At 67.3% G+C, this 22,082-nt stretch carries 13 protein-coding genes; 7 read left to right on the top strand and 6 right to left on the bottom strand.

The features are described 5' to 3' along the window. Window positions 1–5: 5 nt before the first annotated feature. Window positions 6–1,616 carry a vWA domain-containing protein gene (locus tag QSK10_RS15330; protein WP_285663479.1) on the top strand — a complete coding sequence of 537 codons (1,611 nt, stop codon included), beginning with the start codon at window positions 6–8 and terminating at the stop codon, window positions 1,614–1,616. Between the two features lie 244 nt (window positions 1,617–1,860). On the opposite strand, the gene QSK10_RS15325 is transcribed toward QSK10_RS15330, so the two are convergent. Then, window positions 1,861–2,430, bottom strand: a complete 570-nt coding sequence (locus tag QSK10_RS15325; protein WP_285663478.1) for a VanZ family protein — start codon at window positions 2,428–2,430, stop codon at window positions 1,861–1,863. A gap of 111 nt (window positions 2,431–2,541) precedes the next feature. Here QSK10_RS15325 and QSK10_RS15320 point away from each other — a divergent pair, with 111 nt between their 5' ends. Then, on the top strand, window positions 2,542–2,886 hold the full coding sequence (locus tag QSK10_RS15320) for a hypothetical protein (RefSeq protein WP_285663477.1): 345 nt from the start codon (window positions 2,542–2,544) through the stop codon (window positions 2,884–2,886). Between the two features lie 456 nt (window positions 2,887–3,342). Here QSK10_RS15320 and QSK10_RS15315 read toward each other — a convergent pair whose 3' ends face one another. The 4 genes from QSK10_RS15315 to QSK10_RS15300 form a co-directional block, all read right to left on the bottom strand. Next, a complete protein-coding gene (locus QSK10_RS15315; protein ID WP_285663476.1) occupies window positions 3,343–3,708 on the bottom strand; it encodes a hypothetical protein in 366 nt (121 codons plus the stop codon). A 48-nt stretch (window positions 3,709–3,756) separates the two neighbouring features. Further along, window positions 3,757–9,951, bottom strand: coding sequence for an RHS repeat domain-containing protein (locus QSK10_RS15310; RefSeq protein ID WP_285663475.1), 6,195 nt, complete (start codon window positions 9,949–9,951; stop codon window positions 3,757–3,759). A gap of 16 nt (window positions 9,952–9,967) precedes the next feature. After that, complete coding sequence (locus QSK10_RS15305) at window positions 9,968–13,372, bottom strand: laminin G domain-containing protein (protein ID WP_285663474.1); 3,405 nt, start codon at window positions 13,370–13,372, stop codon at window positions 9,968–9,970. Window positions 13,373–13,515: 143 nt separating this feature from the next. Further along, window positions 13,516–14,016 (bottom strand): helicase HerA-like domain-containing protein, encoded by a 501-nt coding sequence (locus QSK10_RS15300; protein ID WP_285663473.1) that lies wholly within the window; start codon window positions 14,014–14,016, stop codon window positions 13,516–13,518. 207 nt (window positions 14,017–14,223) lie between these two features. Here QSK10_RS15300 and QSK10_RS15295 point away from each other — a divergent pair, with 207 nt between their 5' ends. The 5 genes from QSK10_RS15295 (at window position 14,224) to QSK10_RS15275 (ending at window position 20,680) form a co-directional block, all read left to right on the top strand. After that, the gene (locus QSK10_RS15295; RefSeq protein WP_285663472.1) at window positions 14,224–15,258 is read left to right on the top strand and encodes a hypothetical protein; all 1,035 of its coding nucleotides are present in this window, start codon (window positions 14,224–14,226) and stop codon (window positions 15,256–15,258) included. A 13-nt stretch (window positions 15,259–15,271) separates the two neighbouring features. Next, window positions 15,272–16,750, top strand: coding sequence for a hypothetical protein (locus QSK10_RS15290; RefSeq protein ID WP_285663471.1), 1,479 nt, complete (start codon window positions 15,272–15,274; stop codon window positions 16,748–16,750). Between the two features lie 15 nt (window positions 16,751–16,765). After that, on the top strand, window positions 16,766–18,994 hold the full coding sequence (locus QSK10_RS15285) for an AfsR/SARP family transcriptional regulator (protein WP_285663470.1): 2,229 nt from the start codon (window positions 16,766–16,768) through the stop codon (window positions 18,992–18,994). A gap of 106 nt (window positions 18,995–19,100) precedes the next feature. After that, window positions 19,101–19,721 carry a hypothetical protein gene (locus QSK10_RS15280; RefSeq protein ID WP_285663469.1) on the top strand — a complete coding sequence of 207 codons (621 nt, stop codon included), beginning with the start codon at window positions 19,101–19,103 and terminating at the stop codon, window positions 19,719–19,721. Continuing rightward, the gene (locus QSK10_RS15275; protein WP_285663468.1) at window positions 19,718–20,680 is read left to right on the top strand and encodes a TRM11 family SAM-dependent methyltransferase; all 963 of its coding nucleotides are present in this window, start codon (window positions 19,718–19,720) and stop codon (window positions 20,678–20,680) included. Before QSK10_RS15280 ends, QSK10_RS15275 begins: the two co-directional genes overlap by 4 nt. Window positions 20,681–21,479: 799 nt before the next feature. On the opposite strand, the gene QSK10_RS15270 is transcribed toward QSK10_RS15275, so the two are convergent. Further along, complete coding sequence (locus QSK10_RS15270; protein WP_285663467.1) at window positions 21,480–21,905, bottom strand: hypothetical protein; 426 nt, start codon at window positions 21,903–21,905, stop codon at window positions 21,480–21,482. Window positions 21,906–22,082: the final 177 nt, after the last annotated feature.

Below are 22,082 nucleotides of genomic sequence, written 5' to 3'. Positions count from 1 at the left end.
TCGCGATGCACATCCAGCACACCGCGAGCCGCACACGCGGCCGCGACCGCCAATGGCTGCGGGTCTCGGCCGAGCTGACCGCCTTCGCGGCCACCGCCACCGGCCGGCGCGGCATCACCGTCGCCGCGGCCCCCGGACTCGCGCACGGGCACCCGGCCTGCTTCATCCCCGCCCGCGCGCTCATCGAAATCGACACCGACGTCTGCTTCCCCGGTATCGACCCTGCGGGCATCAACGCCGCCAATCCCCGCGACCACGGCAACTACGCTCCCGCGATCGGGGTCCTGCACCACGAGCTGGCCCACGCCGAGCACTCCCGCTGGCCACGGCCCGGCACCGCCGTCCCGGGGCTGGTGCATCGCGCGGCGATGCTGCTGGAGGAGATCCGCGCCGAACACCTCCGCCTCAGCGACCGCGGCGTCGACCGTCCGTGGCTGATGGCGGCGGCGGCGACCATCGTGGTGCCGACGCTGATCACCGGATCGGTGACGCGGTATCCGGCGTGGACGGCCGCCAAGGCCGCACTCCTCATCCTCGGCCGCCGCGACGCCGGTGTCCTCGACCCCTGCGACGTCACCGCCATCGGGCGGCAGTTGCGCGCGGCACTCTCGGCGCATCTGCTGCGCAGGCTGCGGCGGGTCTGGCGGCGCGTCCTGCACATCGGCGACACCGATGCCGCGGGCATGTACCGGCTGGCCCGCGAGTGGTGCCGGATCCTGCGCGGCGCCGACCGGGCCGGAACCGTCGACGCCCGCCGCGCCGCCGAAGCGGCCGGTGCGGCGATCCGGGCCGTCCGCGACCTCATCCCGCCCATTCCCGGCCCGCCGCCATGGGAGCCCGAGCGGCCCGACCCCGACCGTGTCTTCGACCGCCGCTGCCCCTTCCCGCAGCGGCCACCCACACCCGGGATCGAGCGCGCCTCCCGCGAGCTCGCCCGCCGCCTGGAGCGCCTGGAGGTCACCCAGCGAGAACCGGTGGCCCGGTCCTCGGCCCTGCCTCCCGGGCGGCTGCGGATGCGCGGAGCGCTGGGGGCATCGGCGCAGAGAGCGGCCGGGGCGAGGGTGACGGCCCAGCCATGGCAGCGCGTCACACGCATCCGGCCACCGGCGCCCCGGCCCCGCATCGGGATCGCCCTGGACGTGTCGGTCTCCATGGGGCACTTCTTCACCCCCGCGGTGGAGGCCGCCTGGATGTGCGCGACAGCGGCCCGCTACGCCCATGGCGAGTCGGCGGCGGTGACATTCGGGGAATTCCTGCAGCCCCTGGTCGCACCCGGCCGGGTCCCCGAAGGGCTCGCGGTCCCGGCGATGGAATACAGCACCCGCTTCCTCGACGTCGCCGCCGAGGCCCTCATCCGGGCGCTGCGGCTATCGGCCCCGGGAGACGGGCGGGTGCTGTTCCTGATCACCGACGGCGACGTCGCCTCGGGTGAGTTCCAGCTGGTGGCCGAGAAAGTAGCGGCGCTGACCCGTGCGGGCTGCGCGGTCGTCCAGATCGCGCCACCGGACAGTCTCTGGATCCCCCGGGCGGCTTCGATCCTGCTGGACGCCCCCGATCGGCTCCCGCAGGAGATCACCCGGGCGGTCATCGCCGCCATGCGCGGCACCACGTCCTAGAACCCCGTGGGCGGGGCCCGGCATCCCCTCGGGGGTGGCGTGCCCCGTCCACCCGCATGAGCGGGCCCTTTTCGCATGCCCTCGATCCACTATGGACGCTCTCCTGGCGGTGCGGACGAGGCTCCCGGCGTGTCCCACACCCTTGAGCGGTCAACCGTTCGCCGCCCTCACCCCCGACGAGCGGCTGGAGCTGCTCGCGGAACCGGCCCGGCTGCGCGGATAACCGCTCGGGACCGGAGCGAGGTCAGTCCGCAGGGGTGGCGAGCGTGGCGTGCCGCTGCCGCAGCAGGCGCCACAGGATCCAGGCGACACAGACCCCGATCGCTCCCCCGGCGCCGTTGATGAACACGTCGCCGGGTGAGCCGCCCCGCGCCGAGACCTCCTGCCACATCTCGATGAGCAGCGAGGATCCGATGCCCACCAGCAGCGACGGCACCGGCCGGCGCGTGGCCATCATGAGGAAGAACCCCAGCGGCACGAAGAGGAGCACATTGGCGATGCCCTCGGGCTGTCCGAGCTGTATCGGCAGATCCGAGTACGTGTAGGGCTCGATGAACGTGCCGAAGAAGCGGCCGAGCTTGGGAATCGCGTCGGCGCGGACACCGATCATCGGCGAGGGCAGGGTGAACATGACGATGGGAGCCGTACTGATGATCAAGCCCATCGCGACCGTCCGCGAGCACCCCAGCCGCCGTGACAGCGGGCCGCCACCGGCTGCGGCGATGAGGATTCCCAGGACCAGGACGCCCCAGCCCCATGGGCTGTTGGCGTAGGCGCGCACGGGTATCCAGATCACGTCCAGCCAGTCGGGCACCCTCGACCTCCCGTCGGCGACACCACGCCCCGTGCCGTTGCTACCGGCATGCGCCGTCCGTCGGGTAGATGATGCCGGTGTCCCAACGACATTACGGAAAAGGGGGATCGCATGGACGCCTCGCCGGCGGTGGACTGGATACACCGGCACGGCCGCGCCATCGACCAGCGCTGCGTATCGGTCGAGCTCGGTACCGCCGACACCGCCGTGGTGGCCGAGGCCCTCGGCGCCTTCCAGAATCCCGACGGCGGCTTCGGTCATGCCCTCGAACCCGACGTGCGTCGCGCGGGATCCTCGGTCCTGGCCACCACGATCGCCCTGCAGCTGCTGGCCCGCTACGGCCTAGGCGGGAACGTGGACCTGCTGGACGGTGCCCGGCGCTTCCTCACCGGCACCTACGAGCCCGGCACCGCGGCATGGCCGATCGTCCCCGCCGAGCCCTTTTCGAAGTACTGACAACCCTGTGACGTCTACAAGGCACAGGAGGCACCGACCGTGCACGGTGCGGGCATCAGGCGATCATGGCCAGTCCTAATTCGCGTCCCAACTCTCCGCTCCATGATGTGCCGCATGGTTCGGGAGTCATCGGTCAAGAGCACGGAGCGGACCTGGCGGCATTCTGGACTCGTACCTGCTGTTATGAGTTTGCCGGACATGGCCTTGGCGAGGCTAAGCCACACACGGCAGTCCGGGTCATTAGCCAGCCGGGCGGCGAAGTCTGCCGAAAAGCAGCTTCGGATCAGAGTCCCAACGCACGGCGGCAAGTGCTCACATCGCGGGCACTGGGTGTGTCGCGCAGTGGCGTAGGTCCGCCGACCATGAGCTCTAAGACAGGAACGCTACCACACCAAGCCATCTCCCGCGACGAACTCAATCGACGTATGTACTCCACACCAGAAGACCACGACTACGTCAATCCCCCCAGAAAGAATCGAGATCGACACTCGTCGCACGCATCGGTTCGCCATCAACCAAGAGAACGACGCGGTAGTCTCCCGCTTCGCAAATGGCCGAATACAGCCACTCCCCAAGACGAAGGTCATCCCTTTTGCCCGCATCCGAGTATATCGTCAAGACATAAGGGTAGGAGCGAAACGGTTCACCGTCCTCCGGATCGTACGCAACTTCGCAGCGACCACCTGGAATAACGAGAGTCCACGAATCCGCACTCCGATGATCAAGTACCTGAAGACCCGGGATCTCCATGCGCACAAAAGGTCCGAATTGCTGCGGTGAACCTGTCGGATCAAGCTGCCCCAGCATCAACGATACAGTCATACACAACTCGACAATCTACAAATCCAGCCAGCCCATCCTACCCTGCTGCTATTTCGTACGCATCTCTTCGTAGATAGACTGCGTCTCCACCTCCCAGAAGTCGCCTTCAGGATCATACCCCAACACTCGGAACTTTTGGAGCTCAGACTCGCGCCCACCGCGGTTTCTAACGAACATCGCACGACCTTTCTCTAGGGCCGTCGTACTGACCTCGTCAACAAGAAATACCACGTTGACAGCGTGCTGTCTGTTAGCGTCACGGAAGTCGGCATTAACTCGATTGCGGGAGTTGCTCGTAAGATACTTAAACTCGGTTCGTTCCCCATCCACCCATGCATCGAACGCCCATCCATCATCCGCGCCGACAACGTTTACTTGTCGATTCTTCGAGACCACACTTTTACCTTCCGCAGCAAGCCAGAACGCAGCCAGAAACTCCTCCTTTTTATCGAACCCAAACTCATCCCCCTTTGCCATACGCGACTCATCGATTCGATCGAGCACGGCCCTCAAGTTGCTCTTCACCTGATAGTCCGCAAATAGGGCCCTCACAAGACAGGACAGCGCCTGCTGTTCATCCCCACCTCCCGCGAGACATCTAGGCCCAATCATTTCAAGCAGCATTTCATCCATTGAATCACTAATGTCATCGAACTCGCCGTTAATGATCTGCTCATATCGCTTATCCCGAAGTTCCTGAGCCAAGCCCGGATTCTTTGTACCATTCCGCTCATCCTCATCAGATGCGTATGGATTGTTGTTGGCAAACGGCGACCCATCGGATTCACCTTGCACAACGAGCCCGCTCGGATCCGACATCAGAATGGGACTGTTGTTGGCATAGGCGTAGCCGTGGAGTTGCTGACTTGAGGAGGTGTCATTGACGGGGTCGTCACTGATGAAGCGACCGAGCACAGAGTCGTATTCACGAGCGCCGATGTGGGTCAAACCCGAGGGATCATTGACGCCGTTCTGGAATCCGCGTTCGCCGGGCCAGGACGTCTTCGGTGCACCACGAGGGTTTCCGTAGGGGTCTTGGTAGCGGGTAGTGACGTTCTGCTGATTGCTGTTGTCGATAGTGGTGCTGGCGGTGCCTTGATGGTCGTTGAACACCCAGACGAGGCCGCCGGTCGTGGTGCGTATACCAAGCGTCGAGCCAGCGTAGGTGTAGTAGCGAGTGCAGGTGGTGTTGTTGGCGGCCTTGTCGTAGCGGACCTCTTGGCCAGGCAGGTAGAGGGTCGCCCCCTTGGCGTCACGGCGGATCAGGCGTGCTCCGTCCGCGCCGTAGATCTGCGTGGCGTCGCCGCTGGCTCCGGTGATCGTCGTCAGGCGCTGTTCGGAGTCCCAGGAGAGGGTCTGCGGCGTTCCTGCGGGTGTGACGCGGGTCTTCGTGTTACCGGCGAGGTCGTAGGTGAAACTCTGGGAGAGAGTGGTTCCGGTTCCCGTGGTGGTGGACGCACCGGTGACCGCGTGGGGGTGGGTGGCGTCGGTCTGTGTGTAGGTCGTGGTGCGGGTGCCACCAGTGGCGGTGTGGTCGGTGAGTTTGGTCCGGTTGCCGGCCAGGTCCTGCTCATAGGACTTCCAGTAGGGCGCGGGACCGCCCAGGGCCGCCGAGGCGGGTGTCGAGCATTCGCCGTTGGCCGGGGTCCATGCCTCGGTGAGGCGCTGGAGGGAGTCGTATGCGAAGCACTGGTTGTCGCCGCGGATGGACTCGGAGATCCCGGTTATGTTCCCGGCGGGGTTGTAGGCGTACTCGGTCTCGCTGACGCCGGTGGGCGCCGTCTCCCGTGAGACCCCGACATGAGTGAGGCGCCCGGTTGCCGGGTCATAGGTGTTTGCCCGCTTGACGTGCAGACCGTCACGCGAGGCCGTGACACTCTTCAGCTGCCCGATGGGGCTGTATACGGTGTCGGTGACATAGGACCCGCTGAGCACGGCCCCGCTGCCGGTATAGGTCTTGGGCAATCCTGTGGTGGCGTCGTAACCGATGGTCAGGCCTTCACCGTCAAGATTCCCTGCCATCGGGATGCCCGTGGTGAGCGGCGCGCCGCTTAGGGTGTAGTTCTGCGTGTAGGTGTAGGTGCCGGCGAGGGCACCCTCGACAGCCGGAATCGTGTACAGGCTGTTGACAACCTGGTAGCCGGCGTTCATCTGCTGGATGTCGAAGCGGTATTCGCCGTCAGGGGTGAAACGGCTCCAGCCTGCGGCCTGGCCCTTCAACGACGCGCCGGTCACCAGGGTGTCGAATCGCCACTCCAGGCGGCGGTTCGCCGGGCTCACCGTGTCGTCGTAGAGGCCGGTTTTGCGGCCGAGGTCGTCGTAGGAGTAGGCGAGCCGCTCACCGCGGGCGTCGACTGTGGCCAGTAGGTCGCCGCCATCCCCGTATTCACTGGTGATGGTGCCGCTGTCGGGGTCGGTGGAGGTGGTCTGGCGTCCGAGTAGGTCGAACCCGAACTTCCACTTGCGTCCGTCGGCGTCGGTGACGTCGGTGAGCTGATCTTTGTCGTTGTACGTGTAGTACAGCGACAGGGTGGCTCCGGTGGCGTCCGGGGTGAGGTGCTGACGCTGCTCGATGGGCTTGCCGTCGATGTTGGTGACCGTGGTCAGCGGGACGCCGCCGACAGGGGGGATGACCGTGGTGGAATCGCCGGCATAGCGGGTGACGGTGCGCCACAGTTCGGTCAGCTTGCGGTAGGCGATCTGGGCGGTGGGCCGGTCGGCGCGGTCGAACTGGGTGATCGAGCGGGCATCGACTTCACCGGCCACGGTTTGATACAGGGTGCCCGAGGGCAAGCCGGTGGAACGGAAGGGGCCTTGGGCGGCGTATGCGCGGCCGTGGTTGTCGTAGAGAGTGTCAGTGATGATCCGGCCGCCGTCTGGTGACGGTGTTTGCGTCTGCCGGTCGCGGAGCAGCCCGTCGTAGAGGGCGTAGGTGCTGGTGTAGTGCGGGTTGCCGGGTCCGGCCGCGGCGTCGAGGGTCTTGGAGACCACGACGTTCTTCCCGTCCTTGGACAGGGTGTATGAAAACTCCTTCATCGGGCTGTTCGGGTTCTGTGCCTTGGTCCGGGCCGTGGTCCAGACCTTGGTGAGCCGTCCGAGGCCGTCGTAGGCGAGTTCGGTCTTCTTATTGTTGGCGTCGATGGTGAGCAGGGCGTCGCCGCGCGCGTTCTTGGTGGTGGTCGTGGTCCAGCCAAGTGGGTTGGTGTTGGTGATCGAGGTGACTGGTCCGCCAGTGGCCGGGGTGTAGGCGGTCTTGGACCACTTGCCGCGCACGTCCTGCGATTCAATCGGTCGGCCGAGGACGTCAAACTTGGTCTGCGCGACGACCACATAGTTGGAGATACCCGTGCCGCCTCCGGTAGGAACGAAGGACTTGATCATTTCGCTTTTGGTAGCCAACCCCCTTGTCGGCGTTGCGTCATAGTCAAGCCCGTCGAAGGAGGTACGAATGTCGGAGACGATACCGTCGTCACCGGATACGACCGGCGCGGAACAAGTAGTGGCATAGCTGTAGACGCGCTTGGCCGGATTGAGCAGGTTGATCGCGGTGTTGCGGTTGTATTCGAACCACGTGCATTTCTCATCGCCCGTGGCGTTGATATCACCTTGGTCGTCGACGTAGTCGACCGATCCATAGATGTCTTCGTACTTCTTCTCAATTTTCGCACTGCGCCAGCCTCGTCCCTGGTCGAGGGCAGTCTGGGCATAGGTGACAGCATCGTAGCGGACGAAGTTCGCGGTCGTGGTGTTCCCGTCAATGGTGCGGGTGGCGGTGGGTGCAGACTTCCAGGGTTCGTAGACCAATCGGGTGACCGGTTTGTCGCTGACGCCGTTGTAGGTGGTGGTCTCGCGGACGATCCCGGAGTAGAGGTTGTCGTCGGTGATGGCCGGTCCGACGGATCCGGTGACGCTGGCGTTGCGGGTGCCGCCTCCGGGGAGTTTGTCGCCCTGCATGCCGCGGAAATACTTGGTCTCGGTGAGGGACTGGTCGCCTTCGAGTCCGACACGGGTGCGAACGGTCTCGTAGCCGCGGAAGTCCGACCAGGTGCGGTACTTGTCGTCCACGAGCGCGTCGCGTTCGGCGAAGCGCCAGGCGGGTGACCCGGCGTACTCATAACTGGTCGTGACGGTGTTGAGGCCCTCGAGCTGGTCGTACTGGCTCACCGAGGACACGAGGTACTTGTGGTACCAGCGGGTGTTCAGTTTGCCTTCGTCGTAAGGGTCCTGGCTGAGGACGGGGTAGCAGCGTTTGGAGTTGTCGCCCGGCGAGGTCGGCATCGCGGAGGGACTGACACAGTCGACCGGCGTGTAGGTCATCGAGATGAGACCACCGGTCTCGGTCCATATCGCCGCCAGACGCATCCAGTTCATCGTCGGCTCGCCATCACCGACGTCGACGCGGTTGTACTTCTGGACCCAGTCGAAGTCGATCGAGGGCGTAGGGCTGTCGGCGCCCACGTGTCCGGTGTGGACGATCGATTTGAGCCAGAGTCCGGCTCGGGTGCCGTCTCCGGGGTTGGGGAAGGTGTGGGTCAACGACCAGGAGTCGACGGGCATGTGTTTGCCCAGGCCGATGTCCCAGACGCTGGTGGTGACCTTTGTGAGCCGCTTGCTGGACCAGAAGGTGGGTGTGCGGCTGTCTGGGCAGCTGGTGGTCGAATCGCAGGACAGGTCCCACGGGGTGTCGGGCCAGTGGGCCTCGTCCTTGGTGGCGCAGCCGGTCAGGCAGCGGTCTTCCAGGGTGAAGTCGACTCTGGCGGGTACCTTGCCGTCGTACTCGGTACCGTCACGGTTGTCGGTGCCGTAGTCGATGCGGGCGAGCTCGCCGGAGCGGGTGTAGGAGACGGGCTTGGAGGCGTCGCTCTCCTTGCCGTAGTTGTTGGAAGCGGTCTCATACCAGTAGGACATCGAGTTGCCGCTGAGGTCGACGACATAGTCGAGGTTCCACTTCCACGCCTGGTCGCAGAAGGAGTTCGTAAAGCTGGTGGCGTGGCAGGGTTCTCCGGAGTTGTTTCCGGCGACCGGGACTGTCCATACCGAGTTCGTCGTGGGCTTCCCGGAGGTCCAGCCGGGAAGCCGGTTGAGGCCGAAGTAGTACTGGATGCCGTCACTGGTGGTGACTCGCCAGTACTCGTTGTCGTCGTCGGTGTTGTCGGTGTCCGTACGTCGCTCGACCACGGTCCCGTCGTCGTTCTTGAGTCGCCATTTGCCGGCGCCCGCGGGGATGAGTTCACCGGCGTGTCCGGCCATGGACAACATCGCGTTGTCCAGCCTCCAGCAGCGGTCGCCGGTCTTGGTGGGGTTGTTAGCGCCACCGTCTCTGTCTTCGGAACATGAAACGTAGCGGCGTTCTATCGAAGCCGGCTCGAGCGAGAAGCCCTCGCCGATCCAGCCCGGCTGGTTGTTGGTCGCCTCGGAGCGACCGTCGACCGAAGCCGAGGAGTAGTTAATCGCGAGGTTCGGGGTGGGGCCGACGCCGTTGGGTGAAGGAACCGCCATTGGGTAGGACCAGTTGAAGCTGCCGCTGTTGCCGCCTTGCGTCCAGGTCGAGGACGGCGATAGCTTCGAAGCCGTGAAGTCTCCCGAGGATCCCTTTTGGTCCGCGGCGAGCAACACAGTGGTCGTAGTGGTTCCCGACAGCGCGATCTCGGCGGTCGCGGATGTCGTGGCCAGGTCATTGTCGGTGCGCAGCCGCTCGGGTGCGCATCCGGCGCAGTCCGGTACCGTCCACAAGCTCAGTCGGTCGCGCCAGTCGGCGCCGTAGGCGTGGGCGAAGCGGGAGTAGTCGACGCGCGCTGAGACTGTTCCCTCGCGGCCGGAGTCGGTGCGGGTCAGCTGAAACAGCAGGCCGTCGGAGCGTCCCCGTGCCTTCGTCTCCTCACGGCCCAGGACGTCGAGGCGGACCGAGCCCACATTCCCGTCACCCGTCGGGGCGATCGACACTGCCGCGGTGTCGTTGGCCGCGACGGGCGTGTTCGCCTTCAGCGCGAGGTTGACGCTGCTGCCCTCGGGCCACAGCGGATGCGGGAGCATCGAGGTCTGCATGCCCGCGATGACCTGGTTGATGTCGTGGTCGGCGAGCGCTGGGTCGACATCGACGCCCTCCACGGGCGGTGCCGACGCCGGATCCGGTGCCAGGCCGACTGCCGGCTCCGGCAGCGAGGAGCGGCCCAGGAGCAAGCCGGTGGTGAGTACCAGCGCCATGGCGCCGGTGAGAGAACGAAAGAGCGCCTTGCGAGTCATGGCACGCGTCCTCATGTCAGGCTCCTACCCGGACCTTGTTGTAAAAGTCATCGGCCTGGGCGCTGGTCATCGCGCCCTGGAAGACGGCGACGTCGTCGACGTATCCGCTGAACGTGTCGGTGACCGTCGACGTGCCGCTCTTGCCACGCCCCACGGCCGTCGGGCCGGTGGAGTTCCACAGCCGCGACGGGACACTGCTCGACGCGACCGGAGTCGCGGCGCCGGTGGAATCGAGTCGCGCGCCGTTGACGTAGAGCCGGATCTCGTTGCGGAAGGCGTCATAGACGCCGATCAGATGCGTGATGTCGGTGGTCGACGCCTCCGGCGCGCAGGCCGTGGTGGCAGCGGAGGTCGCGGTGTCGGCGAGGTTCAGCGAGAAGCACCACTGGCTGGACTCGATGCCGTTGACGGTGATCTTTCGGTTCTGCAACCGGAATGCACTCGTCACGGTGCCGTCCTGGGACACCACGGTCGCGGTGTCCTGGACGCTGTTCAGCTGCGCCCAAGCCGTCACGGTGAACGACTGATCAGTGCGAAGCGTTCCCCCACCGCTGGACTGGGCGTATCCGCTCGGCTCGGTGCCAAGGGCGAAGCTGGAGTTGTAGTCGACCAGGGACGCGGGAGCCGAGATCGACAGGTTGTGCCCCCATCCGGGCACCTGGTTGACCGCGGTACTCCCGAAGTCGGTGTCGAAGTTCCAGCGGGCGACCGCGTTGGAGCCCATGAGCGGCTTCAAGTCCTGGGCGCCTTCGACGATGTCGTCTTGGCCGATCACGCGGTTGAAGATCCGCACTCTGGCGATCTGGCCCTGCCAGTAGTCGGTGACCGCGCCGCGGTGGAATCCTGAGCCCACTCGCAGCTTTCCGGTGGCGTTCCAGTGGCCATCGACGTCGATGGTCCCTTCACGCACGCCGTTGATGAACATGCTCGCCTTTTTGGCACCCGCGTCGTAAGTGGCGGCGACATGCGTCCATACGCCCAGCACTGGTGTACTCGTCGCGATCGCGCTTGCGGTCCACGTGTACGTGGGATCGTCCTTAGTGGTAAATCGCAGCGCCCAGGTGCCGAAGTCGTCGACGTAGCCGAAGTAGATGCCGTTGTTGTAGGCACCGTCCTGGCCGATGATGCTGCCCGAGGTGGCCTTCGAGGTCAGGCGCACCCATGCGGACATCGAGAAGGACGTGCTGGTGTCGACCACCGGCAAGGCGGTCTGTGCCGCACCGCCGGAGAACCCCGCCGTCTTGGCACCGACCAAGCGGGTATCGGCATCCCAGCTGAAGGAACCGGTCGTGGTGAGCGCCTGTCCACCGCTGACCGTGTTGCCCAGGGCCGCCGCAGGGGTACCGCTCGGCGGGTACTGCTCCATGTCCCAACCTGCCACGGGCGGGGCCGCGCGACCGACCTCGAACTCATAGGTCGCGTCCGCGCTCTGATTCCCGGCGGTGTCGACGGTGCGGACGTAGAGGATGTTCCTGCCGTAGCCCGGTGGGGACAGCGAGATGGTCTTCGACGCGCCCACCGTGACCACCAGCGGGGTGTCCGGTTCTCCCGCCCAGCCGTAGAGGTACTTCACGGCGTCATCTGTGGTGGAGAAGGTGAACGCACCGGCCAGACCTGGCAAGGTTGTCTGAGGACAGTCGCTTCCGGGGACGCACTTGGGGTAGTCGGTGGAGGTGATGGTCGGCGCGGCGGGGACCGTGGAGTCGATCTGGAAGTAGCACCATGGTGACCAGGGGCTTTTCGCGTACCCGTCATCGGAGCGCATGCGCCACTGGTAGTGCCCTTCTGCCAGACCGGTCAGTGGGTACGAGGCGACCTTTCCGCCTGTGGCGGTGGTCGTGGCGGCGTTGCTGACCGTCCCGCCGACGGGCCCGTACTCGACGGTTCCGGTGAGGGTCTGTTGCGTGGTGTCGTCGTCGCCGAACACCGACGCGAGGATCTGGTTCCCACCCGACATGACGAGTTCACTCGTGCCGCAAGATGTGGCTCCGACACGCATCGCCGAGGGCGCCTCGGGGTAGGAGTTGTAGACGACCTTCAGAAGGGCGGTGCTCTGGTCGAACTTCTTCCAGCGCCCCTGGGAGGTCTCGTTACTGCCGTTCAGGTCCTTCGCCGACAGCGCGACGGTGTAGTAGTCCCACTTTTCGTTGGCCGCGACCTGCACGTCGTTGGTGAAGGTCTCGCTCTTGAAGTCGAGCTTCGGGTCGGCGGGGTCGTAGCAGACGCCCTTGTTCGCCGCGGCGTCCTTCCAGGCGAGCCACTTGTCGAGCTTCGCGTTCGCCCAGCTGGTGCGCGGGCTGGCAGGCGTCCGCGACCGCCAGATGTTCACCGAGGTCGGCGCGCAGTCGTAGGAGTGGTAGAGCGTGATGGTGAAGTGCGCCTGCAGGATCTGCTTCCCGTCGAGGTTCACTCCGTTGGCATCGGTGGGGAACCGGAACATCGACCGGTAGGTCCAGCCCGAAGAGGGATCCACGCCTACACGTGCGGCGTACTCCGCTGGGCTCGTGCCCCATGTGGTGTCGGAGGAGTTGGCGTAGGCCCAGTTGCGTTCCTCGGTACTGAAGTCGGGATCGATGTACAACGGAAAGACCGTGTCGGCCCCGGTCAACAGCCCAGGATCGGGGACCAGCGTCAGATGCTCATCGCTGACCTCGACATCGACGGGCGCGATCTGCGCGCCGTCCCCGCTCGCCTCGGCGGTCGACGGCTCCGCGAGGTATCCGCGCTGCGCGGTCTCGGTCGTCGTGGTGGCCGAGTCCCACATCGAAGCCGGGGACGCCGACGCCAGAAGCCTGCCATCGGCCGTGACCCTCAGACCCCCCTGCGGGGTCTCCGAGACAACCGCGTCGCCTCCAAGCACGTAGCGGATCCGCACCAGCGCGGGATTCGCGGCGGCCTCCTGCGACTTGACCACCAACGTGTGGGTGAATCCGGTCACGGTCGCCCGAACCTTCAGGTCGACATCGGGGAACACGTTCGGGTAGAGAACGGCGTCCGCCGACACGGTTCCCGCCGGAAGCACCGTCGGCCACGAAAGGCTGAAGGTCTTTCCCTCGGCTGACACGAGCTCGGCCAGGCGCTGGTCCCCACCCGGCGAGAAGCTCACCCGCGCCAGACTGGCCCGCGGGCGCAGTCGCCCGTCAGCACCAGCCACCAGGCTCGGATCCACATCCCGCCACGAACCGTTCTCCCCGGGCACCCAGCGCGGCACTAGGGACGACGCCATCGTCACAGTCCCGTCGGGCGCGGCGATCACCTGCGTGTACGGCGTTCGTACCGCGAGAGCCTCGACGCTCACCCCGCATTCGGCCGCCAAGGATCTCGCGGCCGACTCGCCACCAGCAACGGTGTTCGCGCAATCCGTACCGGGATCGGCGAGGGCGGGAGCATCAGGTGGAACTGTCAGCAGACCTGCAGCCACCAGCGCTGTGAACGCTAGATACGCAGTATGGCGGAATCTCTCGGGCAGCGACCATCGAGTGGACACGGGGGCACCCCACTAAGGCACGGGCAACTTTGGGCGTGATCACACTGCCTATCCACAGTGGAGCATGTCAACACCAGTTATGAGATAGCGATAGGTGAGCCCCTCCGCCCCGCAACTAGCTCACGTCCGAACATCAGAGAGGCGGCGATGATCCCGTCCACTGTCGGCTCCTCGGCCAGGCCCATCCGCGACTCCGGCGCGAACAACCGCGTCCACGCCACCGGCGTGGGGCGGCCCTTGGCGTCCAGGACCGTCACCATCGCCTCCCCGATGCCCAGCCGCGTCAGGTCCTCCTCCAGGTCATAACCCGACTTCGGGAACGTCGTCACCGTCGCCTTCAAAGCCTTCGCGTCCTGCGGGGTGAACGCGCGCAACGCGTGCTGGACACGCGCGCCCAGCTGGGCGAGGACGTCGGCGGGGACGTCCTTCGGCGTCTGCGTCACGAAGAAGATCCCCACACCCTTGGACCGGATCAGCCGCACGGTCTGGGTGATGGCCTGCAGGAAGGCCCTTGGCGAATGCCGAAGTGCGAATGACCTTGAAACGGACGTAGCATGCCTGTCGGCCGGTCGGCCCACCCACCAAGCCGAGCACTGGACGAGCGACGACCTGCACAACTCAGCGAGCCCGACACGCGGCCCACCGGCGCGATACCGGACAGGAGCCCACTCCTCCCCCACCCGCCGCACCGAATGCGAAACTTCTCCCCCATCTACCCTGTCCGATTGATCCCCTTCGGTGGATCATGGAAACCGTACTGCCCTTGACCTGGGGAGATGGTGGCCATGAGCGCCACTGACGGCGGTACGGCCCGGTCCGGACCGCCCACACGTGCCGCCTACACGGCGGCACGGCCGAGCGGTGCCGACGGGGTGGTGGGGGTGTGGTCGGGCGCCCGGAGACCGCCGGACTGGCTGGCCACCCTCAGCATCATCGCCCTCGTCGCTGTCGTGGCCGCCGGCATGGCCGCGACCGTGGGACGCACCATCCTCTTCACCCCCGAGAAGGCGGTGTCGGCCTACTTCTCCGCCCTCGCCGCACACGACGCCACCGGGCTCCCCGAGGCGGGCCGCGCCGACCTGGTCGCGGGCGCCGACTACGTCGCGCCCAGCGGGGCCGAGATCCTCGCCAGCCGCCGTACGGGTGATGCCGCCGACGTGGACGTGTCCTTCGCGCTCGACGGGCAGCGGTGGGCGGCCACCGTCCGCGCACACCGCCTGCAATGGTGGGGGCCGTGGCGCGTCGACGGGCTGATCACCGGCCTCGACGTGCTCTGGCCGGCGGGTGTCGACCTGGCCGCCACGATCGGCGGACGCACCGTCGACGATGGCGCGCGGCTGCATCCCGGCGTCTACACCGTGGCCCTCGCCGAGAACGACACCTACACCGCGCCACCGGCGCGACTGCTCGTCACCGGCACCACCGCGTCGGTACCGGTGGCGATGTTCCTGAGCCCGCGACCTGAGCTGACCCGGCGCCTGCAGACCCTCATCAACGGCTACCTCGCCGACTGCGTGGCCCGGGCACCGACGTCGAGCACCATCGTCGCCGACTGCCCGCTGCGGCTCAGCGGCATCGGCGCGCCCTCACCGGAGAACGTGTCCTGGACGCTGACCGCGCCACCGGTGGTGAGCCTGGTGATCTCCAGTGCCGCACCCCTGGAGGTCCTCACCAGCGCGCCGGGGTCCGCGACGGTGACCTACACGCAGGGCCGGGCCACCAAGGCCGCGACGGTCCCCATCACCATCGGCGGCTGGGCCGAACTCGACGCCGGCCGCCTCATCTGGCATCGCGACAACCTCACCGCGATCGGCGAGTAAGAAGGAGAACGCCATGGGAGTGCTCGGCATCGCACGAGAGCTGCTGGCACCCCAGGCCCCCGGGCGGACCCGGGGTGTGGCGCTGACGATCTGGTGGGGACCCGAGGAGATCATCGCCGTCCGCCCCACCCCAGACGGTGGCGAGCCGGTCGTGTTCGACGGCTGGCCGGCCCTGCCCGTCACCGGCGATGACACGAGCATGTGGCGCACGATCATCGAGGCCGCCGGACTACCGGCCGGTGCCGTGATCGCCGCGGCGACCCCGTGGACGTGGGGCCCGGCCCGCCGCACCGCCTGGCAGCGCGCCGCCGAACCCCACGTCACGGCCCGTACCGTCTCCTCGACCAGCGTCCTGGACGCTCTCATCGGTGACGAGTTCGGGCCGCTCAAGGGCGCCTGGGCGCTCGTCGAGGGCGCCGAGCACCCGTCTGTGGCGATCCTCGCGCTCAACACCGGCACCCCGCCGCAGCTGCTCGGCCAAGCCGCTGCCCCGGCCGCGACACCACGAGACCTCATCGCCGCAGCGGTCACCGCGGCCGACCTGGGACGCCCACCGGACGCCGTCGCGCTCATCGCCAACCCCTCGCGCACCAGCGAGCGCGCGGCCCTGGAGCGCGACTGCGGGGTACCGGTGTGTCTGCTGTCGACGCTCGCCCTCGCCTCCCGCGTCGCGGCCATCGACGCCGAGGAGCACCCGGTGTCGGCGGCCCCGGTGCGCCCGCAGCGGGCGAGCATCGCCGCGACCACCGCGGCCCTCCTGCTCAGCGTCGCCCTGGTGGCATCCGTTGTTGCCGACGCGTCCTCGGCGGGCGGCATCGTCCGCTTCTCCCCCGGGCACCTGGCGGCGGGCACGGCCGCGTTGTCGGTGGCGATCACCGCGATCGGGATGCTCCTCGTCCACGCCCACCTCGCCGACGCCGGTACCTGGGACTGGGCAACGGCCGGGCGATGGCTCTTCGGCGCGGCCTTCACCGGCCTGCTCGCCGCAGGCGCATCCGGGCTCGCCCTGGCCGCGCTCGCCGGGACCCCGGCGGGCCAGCCGCTGGCGTGGAGCGTGCTGCCGGCCGCACCGGCCCTGGCCTGTTATGCCGCCATCGGCTGGGAGCTCAAGACCCGGCCCGATCCGGCGCCCGCGCGCCGCATCTGGCCGCCGATGGCCCCCATCGCACTCGGTGTCCTCGGGATCCTCGGGGTGCGGGCCGTCGAGCCGCTGTTCGCCGGGATGCCGCTGGGACACGCGCTCATCGCCCGCGCCGGGCTGGTCGTGACCGCCGCGGCCACCGCGATGGTCCTGTCCTCGCGTCCGTCCGCGGCGGCCGGGATCGCCTGCGCCCTCGGCCTGGTCTACGCCCTGACCGCCTCGGCGTCGACGGGGACGACCGCGTGCCTGCTGCTCGTCGCGGCCATCACGATCCGTGCCGCCGCGAGCCTCGCCGGGCTGCTGGGCGACCGGAGGCCGTCCAAGATCGCACATCCCGTCACCGGATCCTGAAAGGAGGACACCACCATGCGGACGCTGGCCGCCATCGCGCGCGCCGCCTTCTGGCTCGCCGTGCTCATCGGGCTCCCCCTGCTCCTGCTCCGCTACGGCTCGCCCCTGCCCGCGCATTGGCCGCGTGGCGAGGACTGGCGTGCCCTCGTCGAGATCCCCGACGACCGGCGCCTGGCCGACCTGATCGTCATCCTCGGCTGGCTCGCCTGGGCCACACTCCTTTACCTCGTGGTCCGCCGCGTCGTGCGCGCCTCCAGGACGCAGGCCCCGCCATCGCCGCGCCCGGCGCGCTGGCACGTGCCCGGCCCCGTCCGCGCCATCTCGGCACTGCTGCTGGGGACGGCGACCGCGAGCGTCACCGCGCAGGCCCTGGCCGCCCCGGCGAGCGCCGGGCCCGTCCTCGATGCCCCCGCCGAGGCGTCTCCGGTGAGGGGTGAGTCCGGTGTGCATCTGGTGCGGGCGGGTGAGAGTTTGTGGAGCATCGCCGGTGAGCGGCTGGGGGATCCATGGCGGTGGGGTGAGATCTGGGATCTCAACCGGGATGCGGCACAGGGCGATGGTCGCCGCTTCGATGATCCTGACCTGATTCGCCCCGGCTGGACCCTCCGTCTCCCCGCGTCCACGGCTCCGGTGGAGGAGATTCCGGAGCCGCGTGTCCCGGACCCGGTGACCCCAGCGCCGTCCGAGACGGGTGAGTCCCATTCGGCTCCGGCGGTGGCCATGCCGGAGGACGGCGGGTTCCGTCTGCCCTCGGGTGCCTGGATCGGTGCCGGTCTCGCCACCGCGGTCGCCGCGGCGGTCGTGCTCACCCGCGCTAGGAGGCGCCGGGCTTTGGCGTTGGGGCGTCCGGTGCGTATCGCGCGGGGGCGTCCTGGGACCGCCGGCATCATCGACGCCGCTCAGGAAGCGAAAACCGCCCCACCGCCTCCCGCCGAAACCGACCTGATCGGGCTAGGCGATCTCTCGCCCGGGCGCGTCATCGCCCTCCTCGGGGACGGCGCGCCGGGCGCCGCCCGCCACCTCCTCGCCGAGCAGCTCACGCTCGGCGAGGTCCTCACCGACCAGACGACCTGGACCGCCCTCACCGGTACAGAGCCACCGATGGCCGTTCGGGGCCTGCACGTCGCCGAGGACGCGCCCACACGCCTCCAGCAGCTGATCCTCTCGCGCACCCGCGCTCGCGACGACGGCCAAGACCCCGTCCCGCTCCTGATCGTGCTCCAGCACCCCGTCGAGGCCGACGCCGCGACTCTCACCGAGCTCGCCATCACCGGGATCGCCTTCGAATCCGCGGAGAACACCGAGGCCTTCGACCTAGATGAGGACGGACGCGACCACACCCACAGGGTGCGCTTCCATCACCTGACGGCCGCTGACTTCGACGCGGCCATCACCGCCCTCAGCGACGCCACACCACCCACCCCCGACGACGAGCCCCCAGCAGCGCCGCAAGAAGCCCTCGATGAAGAGCCCGCACCCACCGATGACACTGCCCCAACGACGCCTCAAGTCCTCGCCGACCTGAGGGCCTTCGGTCCACCAGCGGTGCACATCGCAGGCGTACAAGTTCCCGGCCTGCGCAACAAGTCCCTGGAACTGCTGGTGATGCTGGCGGCCAGCCGGGACCACGGCGTCCACAAGGACACCATCATCGAGGCCATCCTGCCCGACACTGCCATGTCCAAGGCCCCCAACCACCTGCGCACCCTCATCGCCAACATCCGCTCGGCCCTCCGCGAGGCATCGGGCAACCGGGAGGGGCGGTTCGTGCTCACCGACGGCGACTTCTACCGCCTCGACACCACCACCCTCACCTCCGACCTCCACCGCTACGAAGAACACCTCCTGCTCGCCCGCACCAGCGACGACGAGAACGAGCAACTTCGGCACCTCACCGCCGCCGCCGGCGAGTTCAGCGACGTCTACGCCGAGGGCCGCGACGCCGAGTGGACCGAGACCGTCCGCGAGCACTACCGCCGCCAGCACACCGGCACCCTCACCCGCCTGGCCGACCTGCACCGCGAGCGCGGCGAGCACGCCAAGGCCATCACCGTCCTCGAAGACGCCTGCCGCCTGGCCCCCTTGGACGAACCGCTGCATCAGCGCGCGATCACCGTCGCCCTCGCCGCCCACCGCAGCGACCGCGCCCTGGTGCTCTTCCGCGCCCTGAAACGGGAGCTCGGACATATCGGTGAGCGCCCCCAGCAGGCGACATACGGGCTGTTCAACGAGCCCCCGGGGTGAGCTGTGCCTGGTCTGTGCCTCACCGGATTGGGCTCAAGCGGGTGTTGAGGAGGTATAAACGAAGACGGTCGTCGCCGATGGCAGGTGCACACAGCCCGCCGGCATCATGTCCGACACACCACTACATCCCTGGGGCGGCAACCTCGACGTCCCCCTCTCGGTCCTACCGACCGGGACCGGGCCAGGCCGCAGCCTCCCCGACGCGCTGCTCGACATCTACGCACCCCGTGCCGGCATCATCATCGACACCACCGCCCTGATGCTGCCCGTGGCGGCCGCACGCGGGCACCGCTGCTTCTGCCTCGTCGCCGACGCCCAGATAGCCGACACCGAGAACACGCTTCTCCGGCTCCCGGCCGATGCCCGCGGCTGGGGCCAGGTCCGCCGCGTCGACACCGAGTACCTCCCCGACGCCATCGCCGCCTTCGTCTGCGACGTCGACCTCCTCACCACCACCGACACCGCCACACTGCAACCGGGCTGGTGGCCCGCCTGCCGCCACGCGCTGGCCCCCACCGGCCACGTGGCGGTCCTATCCGGCACCGGCTCCGACACCCACGCCCTACTAGTCGACAACGCCCGCACGGCCGGATTCGGCTACCAGCAGCACCTCATCGCCGTCCCCGCACCCACCCTCGACATCTCCACCGGCGCCCCCGGCACACCCCGCCATCACCGCATCCACCGCGACATCTTCGTCTTCACCCCACCCCGGACCCGCCCATGACCACCCCCGGCGATCCCTGGTCCGGCTCGGTCTGGACCACCGGCCAAGACAGCCCCCGCACCCAGCGCCGCGACTACCCCACCGCCACCAAAGCCCACCCCGCCAAAATGCTCCCCGCCATCGCCCACCACGCCATCACCGCCTACACACAACCCGGCGACATCGTCCTCGACCCCATGTGCGGCATCGGCACGACTCTCATCGAGGCGCTACGGGCGGGCCGTCACGCCATCGGCGTCGAATACGAACCCCGCTGGGCCACCATCGCCACCGAGGCGATCGCCGAGACCCGTCCCCCGGGCCTCACCGCGTCCATCACCCAAGGCGACGCAAGGAAGCTGGACAAGCTCGTCTCAACCGCCCTCCACGGCCGCGTAGCCCTCGTCCTCACCTCACCCCCGTACGGCCCATCCCTCCACGGCAACGTCAAACCCACCCCCGGCACCGGCATCCACAAAAGCGACGACACCTACGGCACCGACCGCACCAACCTCGCCTACCTACCCCTCCACGCCTACACCGCAGGCCTCACCGAGGTCTTCACCCACTGCCACACGCTGCTCAGGCCCGGCGGCATCCTCGCCATCACCGCCCGCCCCATCCGCCGCAACGGAACCCTCATCGACATCCCCGGCCTCATCACCACCGCCGCCATCGCCGCCGGGTTCCACGCGCACGAGCGCAACACCGCCCTGCTCGCCGCCTGGCAGGACGGGCACCTCACCGCCCGCCCCTCCTTCTTCGCCCTCGACAATGCCCGCAAAGCCAATGCCAAGGGCGTTCCCGCAACGCTCATCACCCACGAGGATGTCCTGGTCTACATGGCTGCCAAGGGCAGCCCGTTGCACTTGCGTCCGCCTTCGAATGCATGCCCTCGACACGCACCGGCGCTGGAGGCGCCTCTGCTCCACATGGCGGTCTCTAGGTCGGATACGAACGTCGAGGTCCGGTCGACCTAAGCAGGCAGCCACCAGCTCCGTTGGTTCGCACGAGCGCCATATCCTAATTCGCACACTTTCGCCCATGACGTGCGGCCTTGTTCATCCACTCGATCGGCACCGCCAGCAGGCTCCCACTGGCAGAGGTAGCAGGGAGTACCCGTGGAAGGTGTCGCCGGAAGCCACCGACACGCCAGCACGCGTGTCGATCTTGGACGCCACGTGCGCGATGAGGTCCGCCCTCCACCACGGTCGTGAGTACCTCAGTCAGGAACACCCACAACACACGCTCTATGGCGACCGCCACGGACCGCCGATCGATGCCACTCACCTCAATGGGCATGCGTGACGTCGGTGACGACGACATTGCGGCCTGCGACCCTACGAAGTCCCGGTCAAGACTCCTCACACCTACCAGGACTTACTACGCTCGCTATGCCTGCATCCCGCAGAGTATCAACGAGAAATTTCGCTTCAATGAGCGTGCTTTCATACCCGCCCGACTTCAATTTATTAGACAATTCTTTAGCCTCTTGGATCGAGATATCGAAAGCGTCGCGAAACGCCTTCAAGGCCCCACCTCCACGGTATTCAGCATCCATCAATCTGACACAGTGAAAGCCATGCTGCGCCAAAATCTCACAACGCAGATACTCCGGAGTAGCCCCCCAGCCTCCATCATGCGAGTACGTTCCACATGCTTCACAGGACCATTCAACCTCCCATCGAATCCGTCCTTGCCGTATCAATTGCACTGCCCATCCCGAGCGGGGCCGACCACACTCATCGCATTGACCCGCAAGCCTCGCGGCCTGGTCATTCATTTCCACCTCGCAAAGGGAGCGGTGCCGCCGGGAGAGAAGCTCACGTCGGCTGCAGCCTTCGGGCGCAGCAGCCCGTCGGATCCGGCCACGAGCGTGGTGTCGATGTCGATCCAGCGGTCGTTTCGCTCGACCCGGTGCGGCGCGAGCCATCCCTTGTAGGAGAAGTCCCCACCCGGCCGAGCGGTGATCTTAACGGTCGAAGAGGCCTTCTCCAGTACCTCCACCGCAGCGTCGCACTGCATGGCGAGGCGCTGGGCCTGGTACTCGCTCTCCACGGCGGCGTCGGTGGCGAGTTTCGCGCACGCGTCTGCTGTGTCTGCGGAAGCGGCCGGTGCGCCGACGATCACCGCGATACCGGGGATGGCGATGGCAGACGCCGCCACCAGGGCACGCCAACGGGCACGGAAAGGCACATGGGACACGGGCACAACCTCAGGGCAAGAGGATCAAGAGCGGGCAGACGAGAAGCTAGCGATCTTCGGTTCGTGCCGCAATACCGTCCATCCAAGTGCGCCTGTTGGCGTCCCCCATCGCTTCACAATGGACAATCTGCCAAGCTGCGCTGACGGCGTCGATTCAGAGCCCCCAAGCCTCTGCTG

The sequence above is a fragment of the Actinorhabdospora filicis genome (genome assembly GCF_030269765.1).
GTDB classification, from domain to species: Bacteria; Actinomycetota; Actinomycetes; order Mycobacteriales; family Micromonosporaceae; genus Actinorhabdospora; species Actinorhabdospora filicis.
This window is presented reverse-complemented; position numbering and strand designations above follow the sequence as displayed.

Coding starts and splice junctions, on each gene's coding strand:
- QSK10_RS15320 (WP_285663477.1), top strand. CDS start 2,542: ATGGACGCCTCGCCGGCGGTGGACTGGATACACCGGCACGGCCGCGCC.
- QSK10_RS15295 (WP_285663472.1), top strand. CDS start 14,224: ATGAGCGCCACTGACGGCGGTACGGCCCGGTCCGGACCGCCCACACGT.
- QSK10_RS15315 (WP_285663476.1), bottom strand. CDS start 3,708: ATGACTGTATCGTTGATGCTGGGGCAGCTTGATCCGACAGGTTCACCG.
- QSK10_RS15290 (WP_285663471.1), top strand. CDS start 15,272: ATGGGAGTGCTCGGCATCGCACGAGAGCTGCTGGCACCCCAGGCCCCC.
- QSK10_RS15275 (WP_285663468.1), top strand. CDS start 19,718: ATGACCACCCCCGGCGATCCCTGGTCCGGCTCGGTCTGGACCACCGGC.
- QSK10_RS15280 (WP_285663469.1), top strand. CDS start 19,101: ATGTCCGACACACCACTACATCCCTGGGGCGGCAACCTCGACGTCCCC.
- QSK10_RS15285 (WP_285663470.1), top strand. CDS start 16,766: ATGCGGACGCTGGCCGCCATCGCGCGCGCCGCCTTCTGGCTCGCCGTG.
- QSK10_RS15310 (WP_285663475.1), bottom strand. CDS start 9,951: ATGACTCGCAAGGCGCTCTTTCGTTCTCTCACCGGCGCCATGGCGCTG.
- QSK10_RS15330 (WP_285663479.1), top strand. CDS start 6: ATGCACATCCAGCACACCGCGAGCCGCACACGCGGCCGCGACCGCCAA.